At 72.4% G+C, this 18,409-nt stretch carries 13 protein-coding genes; 7 read left to right on the top strand and 6 right to left on the bottom strand.

Annotation, left to right across the window (positions count from 1 at the left end):
- The first annotated feature begins 35 nt into the window (after positions 1 to 35).
- Together OG247_RS40625 and cynS are read left to right on the top strand one after the other, a co-directional pair.
- The gene (locus OG247_RS40625; protein ID WP_327256982.1) at positions 36 to 635 is read left to right on the top strand and encodes a carbonic anhydrase; all 600 of its coding nucleotides are present in this window, start codon (positions 36 to 38) and stop codon (positions 633 to 635) included.
- Positions 636 to 770: 135 nt separating this feature from the next.
- The gene (gene cynS, locus OG247_RS40620) at positions 771 to 1,241 is read left to right on the top strand and encodes a cyanase (RefSeq protein ID WP_327256981.1); all 471 of its coding nucleotides are present in this window, start codon (positions 771 to 773) and stop codon (positions 1,239 to 1,241) included.
- 10 nt (positions 1,242 to 1,251) lie between these two features.
- Here cynS and OG247_RS40615 read toward each other — a convergent pair whose 3' ends face one another.
- The 3 genes from OG247_RS40615 to OG247_RS40605 are packed head-to-tail and all read right to left on the bottom strand — an operon-like array spanning position 1,252 to position 4,765.
- Complete coding sequence (locus tag OG247_RS40615) at positions 1,252 to 1,605, bottom strand: UBP-type zinc finger domain-containing protein (protein WP_327256980.1); 354 nt, start codon at positions 1,603 to 1,605, stop codon at positions 1,252 to 1,254.
- Positions 1,602 to 3,092: an ATP-binding protein gene (locus OG247_RS40610; RefSeq protein ID WP_327256979.1), complete on the bottom strand. Its 1,491-nt coding sequence runs from the start codon at positions 3,090 to 3,092 to the stop codon at positions 1,602 to 1,604. Before OG247_RS40610 ends, OG247_RS40615 begins: the two co-directional genes overlap by 4 nt.
- The gene (locus tag OG247_RS40605) at positions 3,089 to 4,765 is read right to left on the bottom strand and encodes an FAD-dependent oxidoreductase (protein WP_327256978.1); all 1,677 of its coding nucleotides are present in this window, start codon (positions 4,763 to 4,765) and stop codon (positions 3,089 to 3,091) included. Before OG247_RS40605 ends, OG247_RS40610 begins: the two co-directional genes overlap by 4 nt.
- Before the next feature lie 272 nt (positions 4,766 to 5,037).
- Here OG247_RS40605 and OG247_RS40600 point away from each other — a divergent pair, with 272 nt between their 5' ends.
- The gene (locus OG247_RS40600; protein WP_327256977.1) at positions 5,038 to 5,691 is read left to right on the top strand and encodes a TOPRIM nucleotidyl transferase/hydrolase domain-containing protein; all 654 of its coding nucleotides are present in this window, start codon (positions 5,038 to 5,040) and stop codon (positions 5,689 to 5,691) included.
- A 22-nt stretch (positions 5,692 to 5,713) separates the two neighbouring features.
- On the opposite strand, the gene OG247_RS40595 is transcribed toward OG247_RS40600, so the two are convergent.
- Both OG247_RS40595 and OG247_RS40590 read right to left on the bottom strand, forming a co-directional pair.
- A complete protein-coding gene (locus OG247_RS40595; RefSeq protein WP_327256976.1) occupies positions 5,714 to 6,583 on the bottom strand; it encodes an alpha/beta hydrolase family protein in 870 nt (289 codons plus the stop codon).
- Between the two features lie 31 nt (positions 6,584 to 6,614).
- Entirely contained in the window at positions 6,615 to 7,715 is a 1,101-nt protein-coding gene (locus OG247_RS40590) for a serine hydrolase domain-containing protein (protein ID WP_327256975.1), read from the bottom strand.
- A gap of 413 nt (positions 7,716 to 8,128) precedes the next feature.
- Between OG247_RS40590 and OG247_RS40585 the strand changes: the two genes are divergently transcribed.
- Positions 8,129 to 11,038, top strand: coding sequence for a collagenase (locus OG247_RS40585; protein WP_327256974.1), 2,910 nt, complete (start codon positions 8,129 to 8,131; stop codon positions 11,036 to 11,038).
- 70 nt (positions 11,039 to 11,108) lie between these two features.
- On the opposite strand, the gene OG247_RS40580 is transcribed toward OG247_RS40585, so the two are convergent.
- Complete coding sequence (locus OG247_RS40580) at positions 11,109 to 11,483, bottom strand: discoidin domain-containing protein (protein ID WP_327257805.1); 375 nt, start codon at positions 11,481 to 11,483, stop codon at positions 11,109 to 11,111.
- A 275-nt stretch (positions 11,484 to 11,758) separates the two neighbouring features.
- Here OG247_RS40580 and OG247_RS40570 point away from each other — a divergent pair, with 275 nt between their 5' ends.
- From OG247_RS40570 to OG247_RS40560, 3 genes are all read left to right on the top strand, one after another.
- Positions 11,759 to 12,898 (top strand): ROK family protein, encoded by a 1,140-nt coding sequence (locus OG247_RS40570; protein ID WP_442813692.1) that lies wholly within the window; start codon positions 11,759 to 11,761, stop codon positions 12,896 to 12,898.
- Between the two features lie 631 nt (positions 12,899 to 13,529).
- The gene (locus tag OG247_RS40565) at positions 13,530 to 15,326 is read left to right on the top strand and encodes a glycosyltransferase family 2 protein (protein WP_327256971.1); all 1,797 of its coding nucleotides are present in this window, start codon (positions 13,530 to 13,532) and stop codon (positions 15,324 to 15,326) included.
- A gap of 14 nt (positions 15,327 to 15,340) precedes the next feature.
- Entirely contained in the window at positions 15,341 to 18,394 is a 3,054-nt protein-coding gene (locus tag OG247_RS40560) for an SGNH hydrolase domain-containing protein (protein ID WP_327256970.1), read from the top strand.
- Positions 18,395 to 18,409: the final 15 nt, after the last annotated feature.

Genomic DNA, 18,409 nt, shown 5'->3' with positions numbered 1-18,409 from the left:
GCCCCGCGGGTCGGCAGTCATCGAAGGGAGTGACCATGCACGACCTCATCGAGGGCGTCGCCCAGTTCCGGCGGGATGTCTACCCGGCCAAGGCGGAGCTCTTCGCCCTGCTGGCGACGACCCACCGGCCGCGCACCCTGTTCATCAGCTGCTCCGATGCCCGGGTGGTGCCGGAGCTGATCACCCAGAGCGAGCCGGGCGAGCTGTTCGTCATCCGTACCGCCGGCAACCTCGTGCCCGCCCATGCCCCCGGTACGGACGGGGTGGCGGCCAGCATCGAGTACGCGGTCACGGTCCTGGGCGTGAGCGACATCGTGGTGTGTGGGCATTCCGCCTGCGGTGCGATGACGGCCCTGGCCGAGCGGCACGACCTCAGCGCCGCCCCGGCGGTCGCCGGCTGGCTGCGCCACGCGGACGCCTCGCTCGCCCGTACCGCCGCCGAGGAAGGCGGGCGCAGGGTCGATGCCCTGGTACGGGAGAACGTGCGCGCGCAGCTGGCGAACCTGGCCACCCACCCGTCGGTGGCCCGCGCCCTGGCCGCGGGGTCGGTGACCCTGCGCGGCTGGGTCTACGACATCCGGGCGGGGGGCGTCGAGGAGCTCGGCGCCCCGCACCCGCTCTCCCCCGCTGCCTGAGCGCCGCCGCTCCCCCGATCCCTGGTCCGCGTTCCCCCGGCTCGCGTTCCCCCGTCCCATCCGCCATCCATCCGTCATCCCATCCGCCGCTCGCCCCCACGTCCGGTGAGCGGCTCACCGAAAGGAAGCCCTCTCATGGTGCACGCGCAGTTCGACAACACCGCCCGTCAGGCTCTGGCCGTCAAGGCCGTGGACGCCAAGATCCGCGAGGACCTGACCTGGCAGCGGATCGCGGACGCCGCGGGCCTGTCGGTCGCTTTCGTCACCGCGGCCGTCCTCGGCCAGCACCCGCTGCCCCGGGCCTCGGCCGAGGCCGTGGCGGCTCTCCTCGGCCTGGACGCCGACGACGCGCGGCTGCTGCAGACCATCCCGACCCGCGGCTCGGTCCCCGGCGGTGTCCCCACCGACCCGACGATCTACCGCTTCTACGAGATGCTCCAGGTCTACGGCACCACGCTGAAGGCCCTGGTCCACGAGCAGCTCGGCGACGGGATCGTCTCCGCGATCAACTTCAAGCTCGATGTGAAGAAGGTCGCCGACCCCGATGGCGGCGAGCGCGCGGTCATCACCCTGGACGGCAAGTACCTGCCGACGAGGCCGTTCTGACCCGCCCGGGTCAGCGGTGGAGCCGGCGGGTCCAGTCCTCGGGGACCCGGCCGGACGGGCCCGGGGCCGGTTGGTCGGACGGGTGGCCGGACGGCGGGGTCAGCTCGGGGCCGGTCTCGTAGAGCTCGTCGGCCGCGTAGTCCCAGAACCAGTCCTCGCCCGGTTCGTAGCTCTGCACCACCGGGTGCCCGGTGGACTTCCAGTGCCCGGTGGCGTGCTGGGCGGGCGAGGAGTCGCAGCAGCCGATGTGGCCGCACTGGGCGCAGCGCCGCAGGTGGAACCACCAGCCCCCCACCGCGTCGCAATCGGCGCAGCCGCTGCCGGAGGGCGGGACGCTCGGGTCGACTCCGTCGGTGGCGGTCATACGGGCTCCTCGGTCTCGGTCTCGGACTCGTTCTCGGGAACGGCATCGGCATCGGGTTCCGGGGCGGTCAGCGGGAGCAGCACCTGGAAGCGGGTGTCGCCCGGGGCCGATTCGACCTGGAGGCTGCCGTGGTGCTTGTTGACGACGATCCGCCAGGAGATGTCCAGACCGAGACCGGTGCCCTCACCGACGGGTTTGGTGGTGAAGAAGGGGTCGAAGATGCGGCTGCGGATCTCGGGCGGGATGCCGGGCCCGGTGTCGCGGAACTCCACGAGCAGCCGGTCGCCCACCCGTGCCGTGCGGACCGTCAGCGTGCCCTCGCGGTCCGTGCTCCCGATGGCGAAGACGGCATTGTCGATGAGGTTGGTCCACACCTGGTTGAGTTCCGCGGGGTAGGCCGGGACGTCCGGCGCGGAGCGGTCGTACTCCTTGACCACCCGGATCCGGGGGCCGATCTTGCCGGAGAGCATCAGCAGGGTGCTGTCGAGGAGTTCGTGGACGTCGACGACCCGGTGCGGGGCGCGGTCGAGCTGCGAGTACTGCTTCGCGGCGTCCACGAGGTGGGAGATGCGGGTGGTGGAGTCGTCGATCTCGTCCATCAACAGCTCGGTCTCGACCGTGTAGTTGAGCCAGCCGATGGCCGCCGGCAGGAGGTCCTCGGCCACGCTCGCCGCGACCTGCTCGAGCCAGTCGGTGTCCAGGCCGGCCTGGACGAAGACCGGTGCGATCCGCCAGCCCTCGGGGACCCCGTGGTCCTCCAGCCAGTCGGCGAGTTCGTCCTCCCGGTCGGAGGCCTCGAGCGGGCTCAGCGCCGGTGCTTTCGCCACGCGTTCGACAGTGCGTTCCTGGATCTCGATGAGCTCGGCGATCGCCTCGCGGGGGTAGTTCCCCTGGGAGATGTGGGCCAGCTTGTGCCGCATCTTGCCCACGCGTTCGCGCAGGGTGGCCGTGGCCCGGACGGCCGCCGCGGCCGGGTTGTTGAGCTCGTGGGTGAGTCCTGCGGACAAGGAGCCCAGGGCCAGGAGCCGTTCGCGCTGGCCGATGACCTGCTGGGTGCTCCTGGCGCCGAAGAAGAGCCCCTCCAGCAGGTGCGCGGCCATCGGGAACCATTCCCGCATGACGTCCGAGAAGGACTGCGCGGGCAGGACGAAGAACCGCGTCGGCTCGGTCACCCGCATCGAGTTGTTGTACGTCTGCTGGACGCGGTCGCCCAGGTAGGCCTGCATGGCGCCCGCGTACACCCCGCGCTGGGAGGTCCGGCCGACCTCCACCTCGTCGCCGCCGACCCGGCGGGACAGCACGACGGTGCCCTCGATCATCACGTAGAAGCAGGTGGCGGGGTCGCCCTCGGTGTACACGGGGCCGGTGTCGAAGCGTTCGACGCGGCCCTCGGCGCACAGCCGCCCGAGCTGCTCCGGGGTGAGCTTCTCGAACAGGAAGAGCGAGCCGATCTCCCGCGGGGAGCACGGCATCGCCTGCCCGCTCACGATTCCTCCAGGTACCGGTGGACGAGCATCACGGCCATGGCTCCCTCTCCGACGGCTGACGCGACCCGTTTCGCCGACCGGGCGCGCGCGTCGCCCGCCACGAACACGCCGGGCACGCTGGTCTCCAGGTGGTAGGGCGGCCGGTCCAGTTCCCACGCGGCCGGCGGCCGGCCGTCCGGGGTGAGGTCCGGCCCGGCCAGGATGAAGCCGTGGTCGTCGCGCAGCACCGTACCGTCCAGCCAGTCGGTGAGCGGGGCCGCGCCGATGAAGACGAACATCCACTGGGTGTCGACGAGTTCGGTCGCGCCGGTGTCCACGTCGCGCAGGGTGAGCTGCTCGAGGTGGCCGTCGCCGTGCGCCGATTCGACGGCGGTGCGGGTGCGCACCGAGATGTTGGGCATCGCCTCGATCTGCTGGATCAGGTAGGAGGACATGGACGCGGCCAGGGATTTCCCGCGCACCAGGAGCGTCACCGATTTCGCGCCGCGGGCCAGGTACATGGCCGCCTGTCCGGCGGAGTTGGCGCCGCCGACGACGTACACGTCCTGTTCGAGGCAGGAGGAGGCCTCGGTGAGCGAGGAGCCGTAGTACACCCCGCGGCCGGTGAGGTCGTCGCAGCCCGGCGCCCCCAGCTGGCGGTAGGAGACCCCGGTCGCCAGGATGATGCTCTGCGCGCCGATCGCCGAGCCGTCGGAGAAGCGGACGAGGCGGGCCGCGCCGTTGACCTCCAGTCCGGTGACCTCGCGTGCGGTGAGGATCTCGGCGCCGAAGCGGCCGGCCTGGCGGCGGGCCCGTTCGGTGAGCTGGGCCCCGGACACTCCGTCCGGGAAGCCGAGGTAGTTCTCGATGCGGGAGCTCTGCCCGGCCTGTCCGCCGGTCGCGGACCGCTCGACCAGTACGGTACGCAGCCCCTCGGAGGCCCCGTACAGCGCGGAGCCGAGCCCGGCCGGGCCTCCGCCGATCACGACGAGGTCGTAGAAGTCGGCGGTCGGCGTGGTCGCGAGCCCCACGTGGGCGGCCAGGTCGGGCGCGGCCGGTTCGATCAGCACGGTGCCCCCGGGGGTGATCACCACGGGCAGCCGCTGTCCGTCGGCGCCGGCCGCCCGCAGCAGTCGTTGCCCCTCCGGCTCCTCGCAGGAGTACCAGCGGTACGGCACCTGGTTGCGGGCCAGGAACTCCCGCACGCTCGACGAGGGGGCCGACCAGCGGTGTCCGACCACCTTGGTGGCGGGCACGGGCCGGTGGTCGCCGGTCCGCCAGGCGGTGAGGAGGTCGTCCAGGACCGGGTAGAGCTTCTCCTCGGGCGGGTCCCACGGCTTGAGGAGGTAGTGGTCGAGGTCGACGACGTTGATCGCGTCGATCGCCGCGTTGGTGTCGGCGTAGGCGGTCAGCAGGACGCGGCGCGCGCCCGGGTACACGGTGAGGGCTTCTTCGAGGAACTCGATGCCGTTCATCTGCGGCATGCGGTAGTCGGCGAGGATCACCGCCACCAGGTCGCCGCGGAGCTTCAGCTCGCGCAGGGCGTCCAGCGCGGATTCGCCGGATTCGGCGCGCACGATCCGGTAGCCGGAGCCGTAGCGTCGCCGCAGGTCGCGCGCGATGGCCCGGGACACTCCCGGATCGTCGTCCACGGTCAGGATCACGGTCCGTGCCGTGTCGGCGACCTCTGTCATGGCTCTCCCGCCCCGGGCGGCCTGGACTGGCGGCGTCGCGGCGAGCCGCCCGCACCCGGTTCCCGTCCATCGTAGGTTCGATCGTCCGGGTCCGCGCGGACGGGCGGAGCGGGCCGGACGGCCGGGATGGGCGCGATCCGGAGCGGGCGGTCCCGGCAGGCGCCGCCGACGGGGGTCCGGCAAGCGGCCCCGGCAGGCGCTCCCGGCGGGCGGGCGCCCTCACCGGCGGAAATTCCGTACCGCGGCGGCCGGAAGGGGATCAGACTCGTCCCATGGCTGACATGGTGGCGTTCGGGGATGCGGTGACCGCGTGGGCGGCCGGTGACGCCGGTGGGCTCGGTGACGTGGGGGACGCCGGGAAGGCGGCGGACGCCGCGCGCGAGCTCGCCGCGCGGCTGCCGGTACGGACCGTCGTGCTGCTCGAAGGGGCGAGCGACGCCGAAGCGGTCGACGCCCTGGCCACGAGACGGGGCCGGAACCTGGCCTCCGAAGGGGTCTGCGTCCTGCCGATGGGCGGTGCGATGAGCGTCGCGCGCTTCGCCCGGTTCCTCGGACCGCGGGGTCTGGGCCTGCGCCTCACGGGCCTGTGCGACGAGAGGGAGCGCGACTTCTACGCGCGCGGCTGGGAGCGGGCCGGCGCCGAGCCGCAGGGGTTCTTCGTCTGCGCGGCGGACCTGGAGGACGAGCTCATCCGCGCGCTGGGCGTGCCCAGGGTGGAGGAACTCGTCCGGGAGGAGGGGGACCACCGAGCCCTGCGGACCTTCCTGCGCCAGCCCGCGCAGCAGGGCCGCCCGGCGCAGCAGCAGGTGCGGCGCTTCCTCGGCACGAAGAAGGGGCGCAAGATCCGCTACGGCCGCGTCCTGGTCGAGGCCCTCGACGGGGACCGCGTACCGGCGCCCCTCGAAGACCTGCTCGCGAGCCTTTGACCCGGCACCGGCCTCGTGCGGGTCAGCCCAGCTGCTCCAGGAAGAAGGCCGCGGCGTCCTCGCCGGCCCGTACCCGGGCGGTCGGGTCGGCGGGCTCCGGCGCGAAGAAGTCCTCGTGCCGGACGGCCGGGCCGACCGAGCGGCCGCTCGCGGTGGGGATGTACTCCAGGTAGGGCCGCGTGTCGGCTTCGTACGGGGTGATCGTGTCCGCTCCGGCCCAGCGGATGGCCACCGGTACCCGTACGGCCTCGAGGCTCTCCCGGGTGACCAGCCCGCCGACTCCCGGGGCCACCTGGAAGACCGCGCGTACCCGCGGATCGGACAGGTTTCCCCCGGCACCCTCCAGCGTGCGCCGTGCGGCCTCGTCCTGCGGGTACTTCGCGCGCAGGGCCTCCAGCACTCCGGGGTACTCGGGGATCTCCGGCAGCGGTGCCTCGCCCGTGAGCACGGCCCACAGGATCCCCGGATCGACGCGGGCCCCGGCCAGCGCCGCGGCCGTGTAGCCGCCGATGGAGAAGCCGGCCACGCCGACCGGGCCGAGGGGCTGTTCCCGGGCGAGCGCGTCGAGGGCGAAGGAGATGTCCCGGGGTCGTTCCCAGACGTGGAGGAAGCCCTCCGGCTCGTAGCCGTCGACGAAGTTGTTGCCGTGGTGGTCGAGGGCCACCACCCGGAAGCCCGCCGCGTGGAGCGGGCGGACCAGCCACTCCATCTCGCTGCCCGAGCCTCCGGTGCCGTGCGAGACGACGACGAGCGGGGCGGGTGCGTCCGACTCCGTGCGGATCGGCTCCCACACGTACATGCGGATCGGCCGCGGACGGGCCGGCTCCCGCAGGTCCGGGCGGGACTCGTCGTAGAGGACGCGTATCAGCGGCTCTGGCGTGGAGGTGATCATGGCGGGTTCGTACTGAGGAAGTCTCCTCAGGTCAGCGCATCTTGAGCACGTGGCCGGGGGCGAGGGCGGCGGAGATGCGCTCGGCTATGGTCTGGGCCGAATTGCCCGCTGGGCTCTTGGGTCCCTGGGTCACGGTGACGGAGATGGCGAGCTTCTCCGCCGGCAAGTAGGCCTGGATGGCGGCGTAGCCGGAGAAGGACGGGTTCGTCAGGATCCAGCCGTTGACGACGATCACGCCCAGGCCGAAGTGGTGGGCTTGCGTATTGGTCAGGAGGCAGACGGTGTCCGGGCAGGAGGCCGTCGGGTGGCCGAGGCCGATGGTGCCCGGGTCGAGCTGGGTCTTGAAGGACTTCGCCGACAGCAGTTCCCCGGTCCCGACGGCGCGCGCGGACCGGTCCAGGTCGCAGATGTTCTGGACGAGGACCGCACCGGGAGTGGTGGTCCACGAGGGGTTCCAGAAGGTGGACTCCTCGTAGGTGCCGCGCTCCGAGGTGAAGGCGTGCAGGACCGGTTCCGGGATCTGCGGGGTGTACTGGTTGCTGGTCCCGCTCAGCTCGAGCGGTTCGTACACCCGCTCTTTCAGCAGCCGGTCCAGCGGGAGGCCGCTGATCTTCTCCAACGCCTCGCCGAGCAGATTGAAGTTGGCGTGCGAGTAACTCCAGTTGGTGCCCGGCTCGTAGAGGAGCGGCTTCTCTGTCGCGATGCCGATGACCTCGGCCGCCGACCACTGGCGGAACGGCTTGGCCTCCAACTGGGCGAGGAAGGCGGGGTCGGTGACGTAGTCGTGCAGGCCGGACGTGGAACTGCCCAGCATGCGCAGGGTGATCTCCGAGCCGTGCGGCACGTCCGGGAGCCACCGGGACACGGGGTCGTCGAGTGAGGCCTTGCCCTCGTCGACGAGTTGGAGCAGTACGGCGCCCATGTAGACGATGGCCACCGACCCGGTACGGAATTTCATGGACGGCTCGGCCGGGACTCCCGTCATCGATTCCCCGAGGGCCTTGGTGAGCACCTCACGGCCATCGGAGGACACCCGCAGGACCACCGAGTTCAGACCGAACTCCCGTTGGGCCTGCTGCGCGATGGTGAGCACCTTGAGGGCGTCGCCCTGGGCGGGGTCGGGTGAGTTCACGCATGTCCCCGGAGCCGGAGCCGCGGCCGGCTCCACGCCAGCGGCCGTCCCCGCCGGAAGGGCCGCGCCCATCAGACCGGCGATGCACAGCAAGACCGTACGAGTACGCCTCACGGACTCAGTATGGGCGCGCCCCGCGCGCGGCGCATGCGGTGACGGGGGAACCGGGACGACCTCAGGTGAACCGGACAGATCGCCCCCCGAAACCACACCTGACGACCACTCAGATGTCGAGAACTGCCCCGCGGGGACTTCCAGAGCCATGTGATGTGTGCCATGTTACATCGCACACTGCATAGCCGTGTACACGACAGAGTTGAAATCCCCACCAACTCCCGTCGACGTCACGGTCCGCTTTCCACATTCGCCGCGTTGCCAGCGCGGCCGCAGACCGGCTCGGAGGCCCACCCCTCATGCGCAGTTCCCCCACCACGAAGGGCCGTGCCCGGCCCCTGATAGCCGCCCTGGCCTGCTGTCTGGGCCTGACGATGCTCGCCCCCGCCGGCCAGGCCTTCGCGCGCGAGATCAAGCCCGCCGCGCCCGCTCCGGCCATGAAGTCCGGCGCCGCCCCGCAGCCCTCGACCCCGGCCGCCGCGGCGGCCGCGCTCAGGGCCGAGCACGCCGCACGTCCCGACGCGAACCTGTCCGAGCGCGCCCCGCTCCGGGCCACCAAGGAGGCCGCGCGCACCGAACAGCAGTCCTCCAAGGCGCAGCTGGCGCCCGGCGCCGCTGCCGCCGCCGAGGCCCTGGCCGCGGCCTGCAACGTCGCGGACTTCACCTCGAAGACCGGGGCCGCGCTGGTCCAGCAGATCAAGGCCTCCGAGATGGACTGCGTGAACTCGCTGTTCCTGCTCAAGGGCAACGACGCGAAGGCCGCCTTCCGCGAGGCGCAGATGGTCTCGGTGGCCGACGCCCTGCGCACCTCCGCCGCCACCTACCCGGGCGACAACAGCACCAAGACCGGGCAGCTCGTACTCTTCCTGCGCGCCGGGTACTACGTGCAGTGGTACAACGAGTCCACCGTCGGCGCCTACGGCCCGGCCCTGAAGAGCTCGATCCGGGGCGCCCTGGACACCTTCTTCGCCTCCCCGCGCGCGGCCGACGTGACCGACGCCAACGGCCCGACCCTGGGCGAGTCGGTCATCCTGATCGACAGCGCCCAGGAGAACGCGCGCTACCTCGGCGTCGCCAAGCGGCTGCTGACCGGCTACAACTCCTCGTACAACAGCTCCTCTTCGATGGTCGCAGCGGTCAACAACGCCTACACGGTCCTGTTCCGCGGCCACCAGACCGCCGAGTTCCTGCCCGCCGTCCAGGCCGACCCGAGCATCCTCACGGTGCTGCGCGACTTCGCCGTCACCCATGACGCGCTCCTGGGCACGGACAAGAGCTACCTGACGGCCAACGCCGGCCGGGAACTGGGCCGCTTCCTCCAGCACTCGGCGCTCCAGGCGACCGTACGGCCGCTCGTCAAGCAGTTGCTGGACCGCACCTCGATCACCGGCCGGACCGCCTCGCTGTGGGTGCCGCTCGCCGAGATGACCACCTCGTACGACGCGGCAAACTGCTCCTACTACGGGACCTGCGACCTGCCGGCGCGGGTGCGTGCCGCCGTCCTGACGGTCAACCACACCTGCAGCCCGAGCCTGCGGATCGTCGCGCAGCAGATGACCGCCTCCGAACTCGGCGCGAGCTGCACCAGCCTGGCCAACCAGAACGCCTTCTTCCACAACGTGGTCAAGGACAGCGGCCCCGTCGCCAACGACAAGAACACCGCGCTCGAGGTGGTGGCCTTCGACTCCAGCGCCGACTACCAGGCCTACGCCGGCGTCATCTTCGGGATCAGCACCAACAACGGCGGCATGTACCTGGAGGGCGACCCCTCGGTCACCGGGAACCAGCCGCGCTTCATCGCCTACGAGGCGGAGTGGGTCCGGCCGGAGTTCCAGATCTGGAACCTCAACCACGAGTACACGCACTACCTCGACGGCCGTTACAACATGTACGGCGACTTCGACGCCGGGATGACCACCCCGACCGTGATGTGGGTCGAGGGTCTGGCCGAGTACATCTCCTACTCCTACCGGGGCGTCGCCTACGACCAGGCCGCCGTCGAGGCGGGCAAGAACACCTACAAGCTCAGCACGCTGTTCGACACCACCTACGACAACTCCGACTCCACCCGCGTCTACCGCTGGGGCTACCTGGCCGTCCGCTACCTGATCCAGTCGCACCCGCAGGACGTGGCCGCGCTGCTCGGCCACTACCGCGCCGGCAACTGGGCGGCCGCCCGCACCCTGCTCACCTCCACCATCGGCACCCGCTACGACGCCGACTTCGCGGCCTGGCTGGTCAAGTGCGCGGCCGGCGACTGCGGCGGCGGCACCAACCCGCCGGCCAACCAGGCCCCGGTGGCCGGGTTCACCACCGCCGTGAACGCCCTGGCGGTCACCTTCACCGACACCTCCACGGACGCGGACGGCACCATCGCCTCCCGCGCCTGGAACTTCGGTGACGGCACCACCTCCACCTCCGCCAACCCGGCCAAGACCTATGCGGCGGCGGGTACTTACACCGTCAAGCTCACGGTCACCGACAACAAGGGTGCCACCGCCACCACCAGCAAGGCGGTCACGGTCGCAACCGGCGGGACCGGCGAGTGCACCAGCCCCGACGTCCGGGTGCTGGGCGACAACTGCCGCCGCTCCAACGTCTCCGCCACGACCGGCAACTACGGGTACTTCTACCTGGACGTCCCGGCCGGCACCGGTTCCCTCAAGATCGCCGTCTCGGGCGGCACCGGCAACGCCGACCTCTACTACAGCCCCAGCGGCTGGGCCACCACGAGCAACTACACCGCCCGCTCGGCCCAGAGCGGCAACACCGAGTCGCTGACCATCAACAACCCCGCGGCCGGCCGCGTCTACATCAGCCTGCACGCCGTCCAGGGCTTCGCCGGCGTCACCGTCTCGACCCAGTTCGGGACGGCCCAGGTGGAGTGCGCGGACGCCGACATCCGGGTGCTGGGCGCCGACTGCGGCCGCTCCAACGTCGCGGCCACCGCCGGGAACTACCGCTACTTCTACGTGAACGTCCCCGCCGGCACCGCCTCCCTCAAGATCACCGTCTCGGGCGGCACCGGCAACGCCGACCTCTACTACAGCCCCACCACCTGGGCCACCACGAGCAACTACACCGCCCGCTCGGCCCAGACCGGCAACACCGAAACCCTCACCGTCAACAACCCGCCGGCCGGCTACCTCTACGTCAGCCTGCACGCCGCCCAGGACTTCGCCGGAGCCACCGTCTCCAGCCGCTTCTGAGCCCGCCGTCCGGCACACCGGCCCCCACCCCTCTCCGGAGGGGTGGGGGCCGGTTCCGCGTGCCCGCCCGTCAGGAGTAGGCCTCGACCTCCCAGAGCGAGTAGCCGTAGCCGGTGGCCCGCTGGGTGCCGGTCACCCGGAGGTGGCGTCCGCTGCCGTTCAACCCGGTCAGCTCGTCCCTCCCCCCGTCGCTCGCGGTGGTGGAGTACACGTCCCGCCAGCTGACGCCGTCGTCCGACAACTGGACTTTGTAGGCGCGGCCGTAGGCGACCTCCCAGTCGAGGACCACCCGGTTCACGTTCTTCACGGATCCGAGGTCGATCTGGATCCACTGCGGGTCGGCGGCGAAGGCGGAGGACCAGCGGCTGGTGGCACTGCCGTCGGTGGCGGCCGTCGCCGGGTGGTCCGCGGACTGGACCGAGGAGGCCGTGGTCGGCTTGTTCAGGGCCAGGTTGGGCGAGGCCGTGGCCCCGAGGTCGTCGACGGTGAGGTCGTCGAGGGGCCTGCGTGTACGGGGCGTTGAGCTGAGCGAGGTGCGTGCGCGGGTCGGCCGTACTGCCGCCCGCCGAGCCGACGACGACGGGGTACCAGCCGGAGTCGACGTTCTCGAAGTCCTCCGCGAAGGCCTACCTGGCCGTCGTCGCCCTCACCCTGGGCGGGGACACCACCTTCGAGAGGCGGGTCGCCATGGGCGTCCGCGGCGCCTGACCCGAGGCCGTCCTGGACTGCGCCGCCGGGCTGGTCGGCGAGGCCCTTTCCACCCTCGACGCCGCCGCGATCGCCACGGCCGGGGTCACCGTCGTCTACGCCGCGAACATCGGCTGGCACGACGTGGAAGCGGTCAGCGGGATCCGTGCCCGCCTGGGGCGCGGGGCGCCTGCGCTGCGTCGCCTTGAGAACGACGCCAAACTCGGCTCGGTGGCCGAGTACTTGGAGGCTTCCGCGGCCGGTATCCACGACCTGATCTACGTCACCGGCGAGACGGGCGTGGGCGGCGGCATCATCAGCGGCGGCCGGCTCCACCGCGGAGCTTCCGGGTTCGCCGGGGAGATCGGCCACATGCCGCTCGACCCGGGCGGCGCGCTCTGTGCCTGCGGGCGCCGCGGCTGCTGGGAGACCATGGTCGGGCTCACCGCCCTGCTGCGGCACGCCGCCGGCCCCGGGGATCCCGTACACGACCCCTCCCTCGACCTGGAGGCACGGCTCACGGACCTCCAGGCGCGGGCGGCCGCAGGGGACGCCCGCACGCTGGAGGCCCTGGACCGGGTCGCGGACGGGCTCGGCCTCGGGCTTGCCCTGCTGGCGGACGTCCTGAACCCGCGCGCGGTGGTGCTCGGCGGGTACTTCACCTACTTCGGCGACCGGCTGGCCCCGCGGGTGGAGCGACTGATGGCCGAGCGCGTGATGGCCCCGGACACGGGCGGCTGCCGCCTCCTGCTGTCCACCCTCGGCTTCACCGCTCCGGCCCGCGGCGGCGCACTGCTGGCCCTCGACCCGGTGTACGAGGACCCTGCGCAGACGGTGGCGACGGCGACGGGGCCTGAGAGCCCGACACCGGGTCCAGCGGGTCCTGCCCCCGGCGATCCGCGGCCGCCGCCGCGGCGGGGCCGCGATCCGCAACCCCGGCCCGGCCGTCACCGGTGGGTCCTCACGCCCCTCCGGTCCAGAACGGCCGGGCCCGAAGGGCCGCGGCGCGCACCGCGGCCCCGTCCAGGATCAAGGTGGCGTCCCGCAGTCCGCGTTCCGGCCACGCGCACGACAGCGCGAGCGGGCCCGGCAGCGGCAGCGGCCACGTCCACAGCGTCAGCCGTAGGTCATGGCCGCCGTCCGGCCCGCCCCAGGACTCCGTGTACCCACTGACTACCATCACCGGTCCGCGCCCGTCCCGCAGTCCGGCGTCCTCGTCCTGCACCACGATGGTGCCGTCGCCGAGCCGGAGGCGGAAGGCCGGCTGCGGGGGCCCGGTGGAGCCGATGGGGTCGGATCCCGGCCCGCCGGGCGGTGGGGACGCGCCGCGCGCGTGGGCTTCCACCTCGATCTCGAGCCCGGCCGGGTAGGCCAGGACCTGCCGGACGAGCACCACGAGCCCGTCCGTCCGGCCGATCACCGCCGGTCCCGCGACGTGTCCGCCGATCATGCGCGGCGGCGCCTGCCACTCGGGCGGATCGCCGGCGCTTCCCCTGTCCGGATCCTCAAGCACGGCCAGAGCGTAGCCGGTTGGGACCGTCCCGGCACGGCCGAAGCGGAAGGACCCCGCAGGTCCCGCCCGGCCACGCAAGTCTTCGGTGTCTGTTCACCCGCCCGTGACCTGCATCTTCCCGGCGGGGCCGGTGCGGCCGGTCGAATGAATGGAGCAAAGGTCTGGACCACTTGAGATGCGCCAATCCCGTGGCCGATTGCATGTGTTGGCCGTGCGGAAACAAATGGTCTATACCTCTGGCGCTATGGTGGCCACCTGAAACGGGCGCATAAATAAGCCGTGGGGGGCTTTATGAGCTTTCATCATCTTCCGCAACCTCCGTCCGACGAAGAGCTCTACTGGTACTTCGGCCCGCAACGACGCTGGGTCCTCATCAGCACGAGCCTCGCCTTCGTCTTCACCGCCGCGACCATGTTCACCTTCGCACTGCGCACTCCGGCCCTCTGGGCCTTCCTCGCCGTCCTGGGGCTCAACCTGGTCGCCCTCGCCCTCTCCTCCGTGAACAGCCTGCGCCAGCGCAGGCTGACCCGACCCTCGCACGAGGTGCTCGTACGCGCCTGGCAGCCCGCCCGACTGCCGGGTGTGGACCTGTACTTGCCGACCTGCGGCGAGCCGCTCCCCGTTCTGGACAACGCCTACCGCGCGGTCTCGGCCGTCGACTGGGCCGGCGCGCTGACCACATGGGTCCTCGACGACGCCGACCGGCCCGAAGTCGCCGCGCTGGCGGCCTCGTACGGGTACGAGTACGTCGTACGGCCCGACCGGGGGCACCTGAAGAAGGCCGGGAACCTCAATCACGCACTGACCCTGAGCAGCGCCGAGTTCATCGCCATCCTCGACGCCGACTTCGCTCCCCGGCCGGACTTCCTGCGCCATCTCGTGCCCTATCTGGCCGACCCGGCCGTCGGGATCGTGCAGAGCCCGCAGTGCTTCGACACCGACGGCACCATGGGCTGGATCCAGCGGGCCGCGGGCTCCGCCCAGGAATGGTTCTTCCGCTGGATCCAGCCGTCCCGGGACGCGAGCGACGCCGCCATCTGCTGCGGCAGCAACGCCGTCTACCGGCGCGCCGCCATCGACCTGGCCGGCGGCTTCGCCCGCCTCGACCACAGCGAGGACCTCTACACCGGCCTCGCCCTGCACGCGCGGGGGTTCCGCACCCTGTACGTGCCGGTCCTGGTCGCCAAGGGCACCTCCCCCGACGAGGTGACCTCCTTCGTCAACCAGCAGTACCGGTGGGCGATGGGCAACCTCCACCTGCTCACCTCGCCCGTCCTGCGGGGAATGGGCGCGCCCTGGCGGATGCGGCTGTGCTTCTACGAGGGCGTCGTAGGCTACCTGGCCGCCGCCGTGAACACCTTCGCGGCGCCGCTGCCGCCCCTGGTGATGATGTTCTGGTACCCCGACGACATCCGGCCCTGGCACGTCCTGCCGCTGCTCGCCCCGCTGTGGCTCTGGCACGTGCTGCTGCCGCGGATCAGCAGGACCCGCTGGCGGGTGGAGGTGATCCGGGCGAACGTCCTGACGAGCGTCGCCGCCGCCACCGCCTTCCTGCACACCCTGCGCGGCCGCAGCGCCGACTGGGTGCCCACCGGCACCCGGGGCCCCGCCCGTTCCGGCGGCATGGCCCGCCGGGTGGTGGGCGTCTCGCTGCTCTGGCTGGTCCTCTCCAACGGCGCGGCCGCGGCGGGTCTGGCGCTGGCCGTGGCCCGCAACGGCTGGGAGCCCAACTGGGGTCTGCTCCTCTACTTCCTGGTGCAGTGCCAGATCAACGGCCCGCTGGTCCGCGACCTGATCACCGAGCTGCGTCCGGAGGCACCCGCCGCGCGCGGGGCGACCTCCGGGGAGCCCTTCGCTTCCACCTTCGCTTCCGCCTCCGGCTCCGCTTCCGCTTCCGCTTCCGCCGGGGTCGCCACGGCTCCGGCCGGCGGCCGAGCGCGCAGTCTCGTACGGGCCCTCGCCCACCGCTCCCCCACCGGCGTGCTGCCGCGCCGCTGGCCCGAAACCCTCGCCGCCTCGGCGGTGCTCCTGCTCACCGGCCTGGTGGCATCCGGGTTGGTCAACCCCATGCTTCCCTGGCTGAGTTGAAAGGCTCCACCACCATGCACTCCCCCGTACGCTCCCCCGCGCCGTCCTCACAGACGCCCGACCCGCGGCGCGACCGTCCGCACGACACCGCCCCACCGCCCGGTCCCCCGGGTGCCCCGGGGCGTTCCGGCGGCGAGTCCGGACCCAGTCCGCACCGCTCGGCGTTCCGGCCCGACATCGAGGGGCTGCGCGCCGTCGCCGTCCTCGCGGTCCTCGCCTTCCACGCCGGGGTGCCGGGGCTCGCGGGCGGTTTCGTCGGAGTGGACGTCTTCTTCGTCGTCTCCGGCTACCTCATCACCGGCCTGCTCGTCCGCGAGGCGATCACCACCGGCCGGATCCGGCTTCTGGACTTCTTCTCCCGGCGGGCCCGCCGGCTCCTGCCGTCCGCCGCCGTCGTCCTCGGCGCGGTGGCCCTGGCCGGAGCCTGGCTGACCGTACCGCTGCGCCGCGCCGACCTGGAGTACGACGTGGTGGTGGCGGCGCTCTCCGCCGCCAACTGGCGGTTCGTCGCCCAGCGCACCGACTACCTCGCCGCCGGGCACGAGCAGAGCCCGCTGCTGCACTTCTGGTCCCTCGCCGTCGAGGAGCAGTTCTACCTCGTCTGGGCTCCGCTGCTCGCCCTGATCGTGCTCGGCGCGGCCCGGGCCGTGCGCCGCGGCCGCGCCGTGCGCTCCGCCGTGGCCCTGGCCGCCGTACCGATCGTGCTCGCGTCGTTCGCGCTGTCGCTGCGCTGGACGGACCACTCCCCCTCCCTCGCCTACCTGGCCACGCCCTCGCGGGTCTGGCAGTTCGGCGTCGGCGCACTGGTGGCCCTGCTGCCCTGGCACCTCATGCGCGGCCCGCGCCCGCTGCGGCTGCTGTGCGGCTGGGCCGGGGGCGCGGCCATCGTCTGGAGCGTCCTCGCGTACGACGCGGCCACGCCCTACCCCGGCCACGCGGCCCTGGTGCCGACCCTGGGCGCGGCTGCCGTGATCCTCGCCGCGATACCGGGCCGGGGCGAGCGCAGCACACCGGGGATCTACGGGATCGGCCGGCTGCTCGCGGGGCGGGGTCCCCGGGCGGTGGGCCGGCTCTCCTACAACCTGTACCTGTGGCACTGGCCGGTGCTCGTCCTCGCCGAGGCCCGCTTCGGCGCCCAGGACTGGCCGGTGAAGGCCGCGCTCACCCTGGCCGCCGCCCTCCCCGCCTACGCGACCATGCGCTGGGTCGAGCAGCCGCTGCGCCGCAGCCGCACCGTATCCGAACTCCCGCGCCGCGGGCTGTCGGTGGGCATCACGGCCGTGGTCCTGCCGGTGGTTCTCGCGCTCGTGGTGGGCACCACCACGCTGAACCTGCTGGGTCCCGCGACGCCCGTCCACCTGGGCGGGCTGCCTCCGGGCGCCACGTCCGGCCCGCACCTGCTCTCCCGTACGGGCTCCGCGCCGCTGGAGGCCGGCCCGGTCGTGCCGGCCCCGGCGCAGGCGCGCAAGGACTTCCCGCCGGACGGGGACTGCGAGGTGGCGCCGGCCGTGACGCGCAGCCCGGACTGCCTGTTCGGCGCGGTGGACAGTCCGGACCGGATCGTGCTGCTCGGCGATTCGCACGCCGGCCAGTGGTTCTCGGCGATGCTGGCCATGGCCTCTCAACGGGGCTGGGCACTCCAGGAGTTCGTGAAGCAGGGCTGCCCGCTGCCACAGCTGGCGGTGGACAGTCCCCAGCTCGGCCGCGCCTACCGGGAGTGCGACACCTGGCGCGGCGACACCCTGGAGCGGCTGCGGCAGCAGCCGAAGCCGCGGCTCATCGTGATCTCCTCCCTGAACCGCTACACCGCCGATGCCGGACTCCTCGCCGAGGGCTGGAAGAAGACCCTCGCGTCCCTGCGGGCGATCGGTGCGCCGATCGTCTACATCGAGGACACCCCCGTACCGGGCGCGGACGTCCCCGCGTGCGTCTCCGGCAGCCCCGAGGAGCCCGCCGCCTGCGCGTTCAGCCGTGCGGATGCCCGGCAGCCCGATCCCCTGGCCCGGCTGATCGCCTCCGGCGCCCTGCCCGGCGTACGCGCCCTGAGCGTGAATCCGGTGCTGTGCCCGGGCGACGGGCCGACGTGCCCGGCCGTGGTGGACCGCATCCTGCTCTATCGGGACGACGCCCACCTGACCAACGTGGCGGTCGTCGTCCTGACCCCGCGGCTCGAACGGCTGCTCACGGATTCCGGGGCGCTTCCCGCCGTGGGCGCGACCGGGAAACCATCCGCGGAGACGCGGTCTGCGGGGTGGACCGAGGTGTTCCGCGACGGCTTCGACGGTCCCGCGGGAAGCCCGCCGTCCTCCGCCGACTGGCTGCACGACATCGGCACGTGCTACCCGGGCTGTCCCGCGGCCCAGTGGGGCACGGGTGAGATCGAGACGATGACCGACTCCACCGACAACGTCCGCCTCGACGGGAAGGGCGCGCTGGAGATCGTCCCCACCCGCACGGACGGCACGTGGAGCTCGGGCCGCATCGAGACCCGGCGCTCCGACTTCGCGGCCCCGCCCGGCGGAACCCTGCGGATCGAGGCCTCGATCGCCCTGCCCGAGGTGACCGGCGCCAAGGCGGCGGGCTACTGGCCGGCGTTCTGGACCCTCGGCGCGCCGCTGCGCGACGGGTACACGGGCTGGCCGGGCATCGGGGAGCTCGACATCATGGAATCGGTGAACGGCCGGGACAGCGTCTTCGCGACCATGCACTGCGGGACCCTCGAAGGCGGCCCGTGCCGGGAACCGGCGGGGCTGGGCTCGGGCCCGCTGCCGTGCGGGGACTGCCGTACGGGCTTCCACGCGTACGCCGTCGAGGTCGACCTCTCCCCGGGCGCCGAGGAGGTGCGCTGGTACCTGGACGGCCGGGTGCACCACCGAGTGGCCGCCTCCCGGATGGACCCGGACACGTGGAAGCGGGCGGTGGACCACGGCCTGTTCCTGATCCTCAACGTGGCCATCGGCGGCGGCCTGCCCCTGGCCGACGGCGCGGCCCCGGGTCCGGACACCGAGCCGGGCCACCCGATGCGCGTCGACCACGTGACCGTCTCCACCCGGGACCGCACCGCGTGAGCGTGCCCTTCCCCT

It is taken from the genome of Streptomyces sp. NBC_01244, assembly GCF_035987325.1.
Taxonomy (GTDB): domain Bacteria; phylum Actinomycetota; class Actinomycetes; order Streptomycetales; family Streptomycetaceae; genus Streptomyces.
The sequence above is the reverse complement of the archived record's forward strand: the minus strand, read 5'-3'. Positions and strand labels throughout refer to the sequence as shown.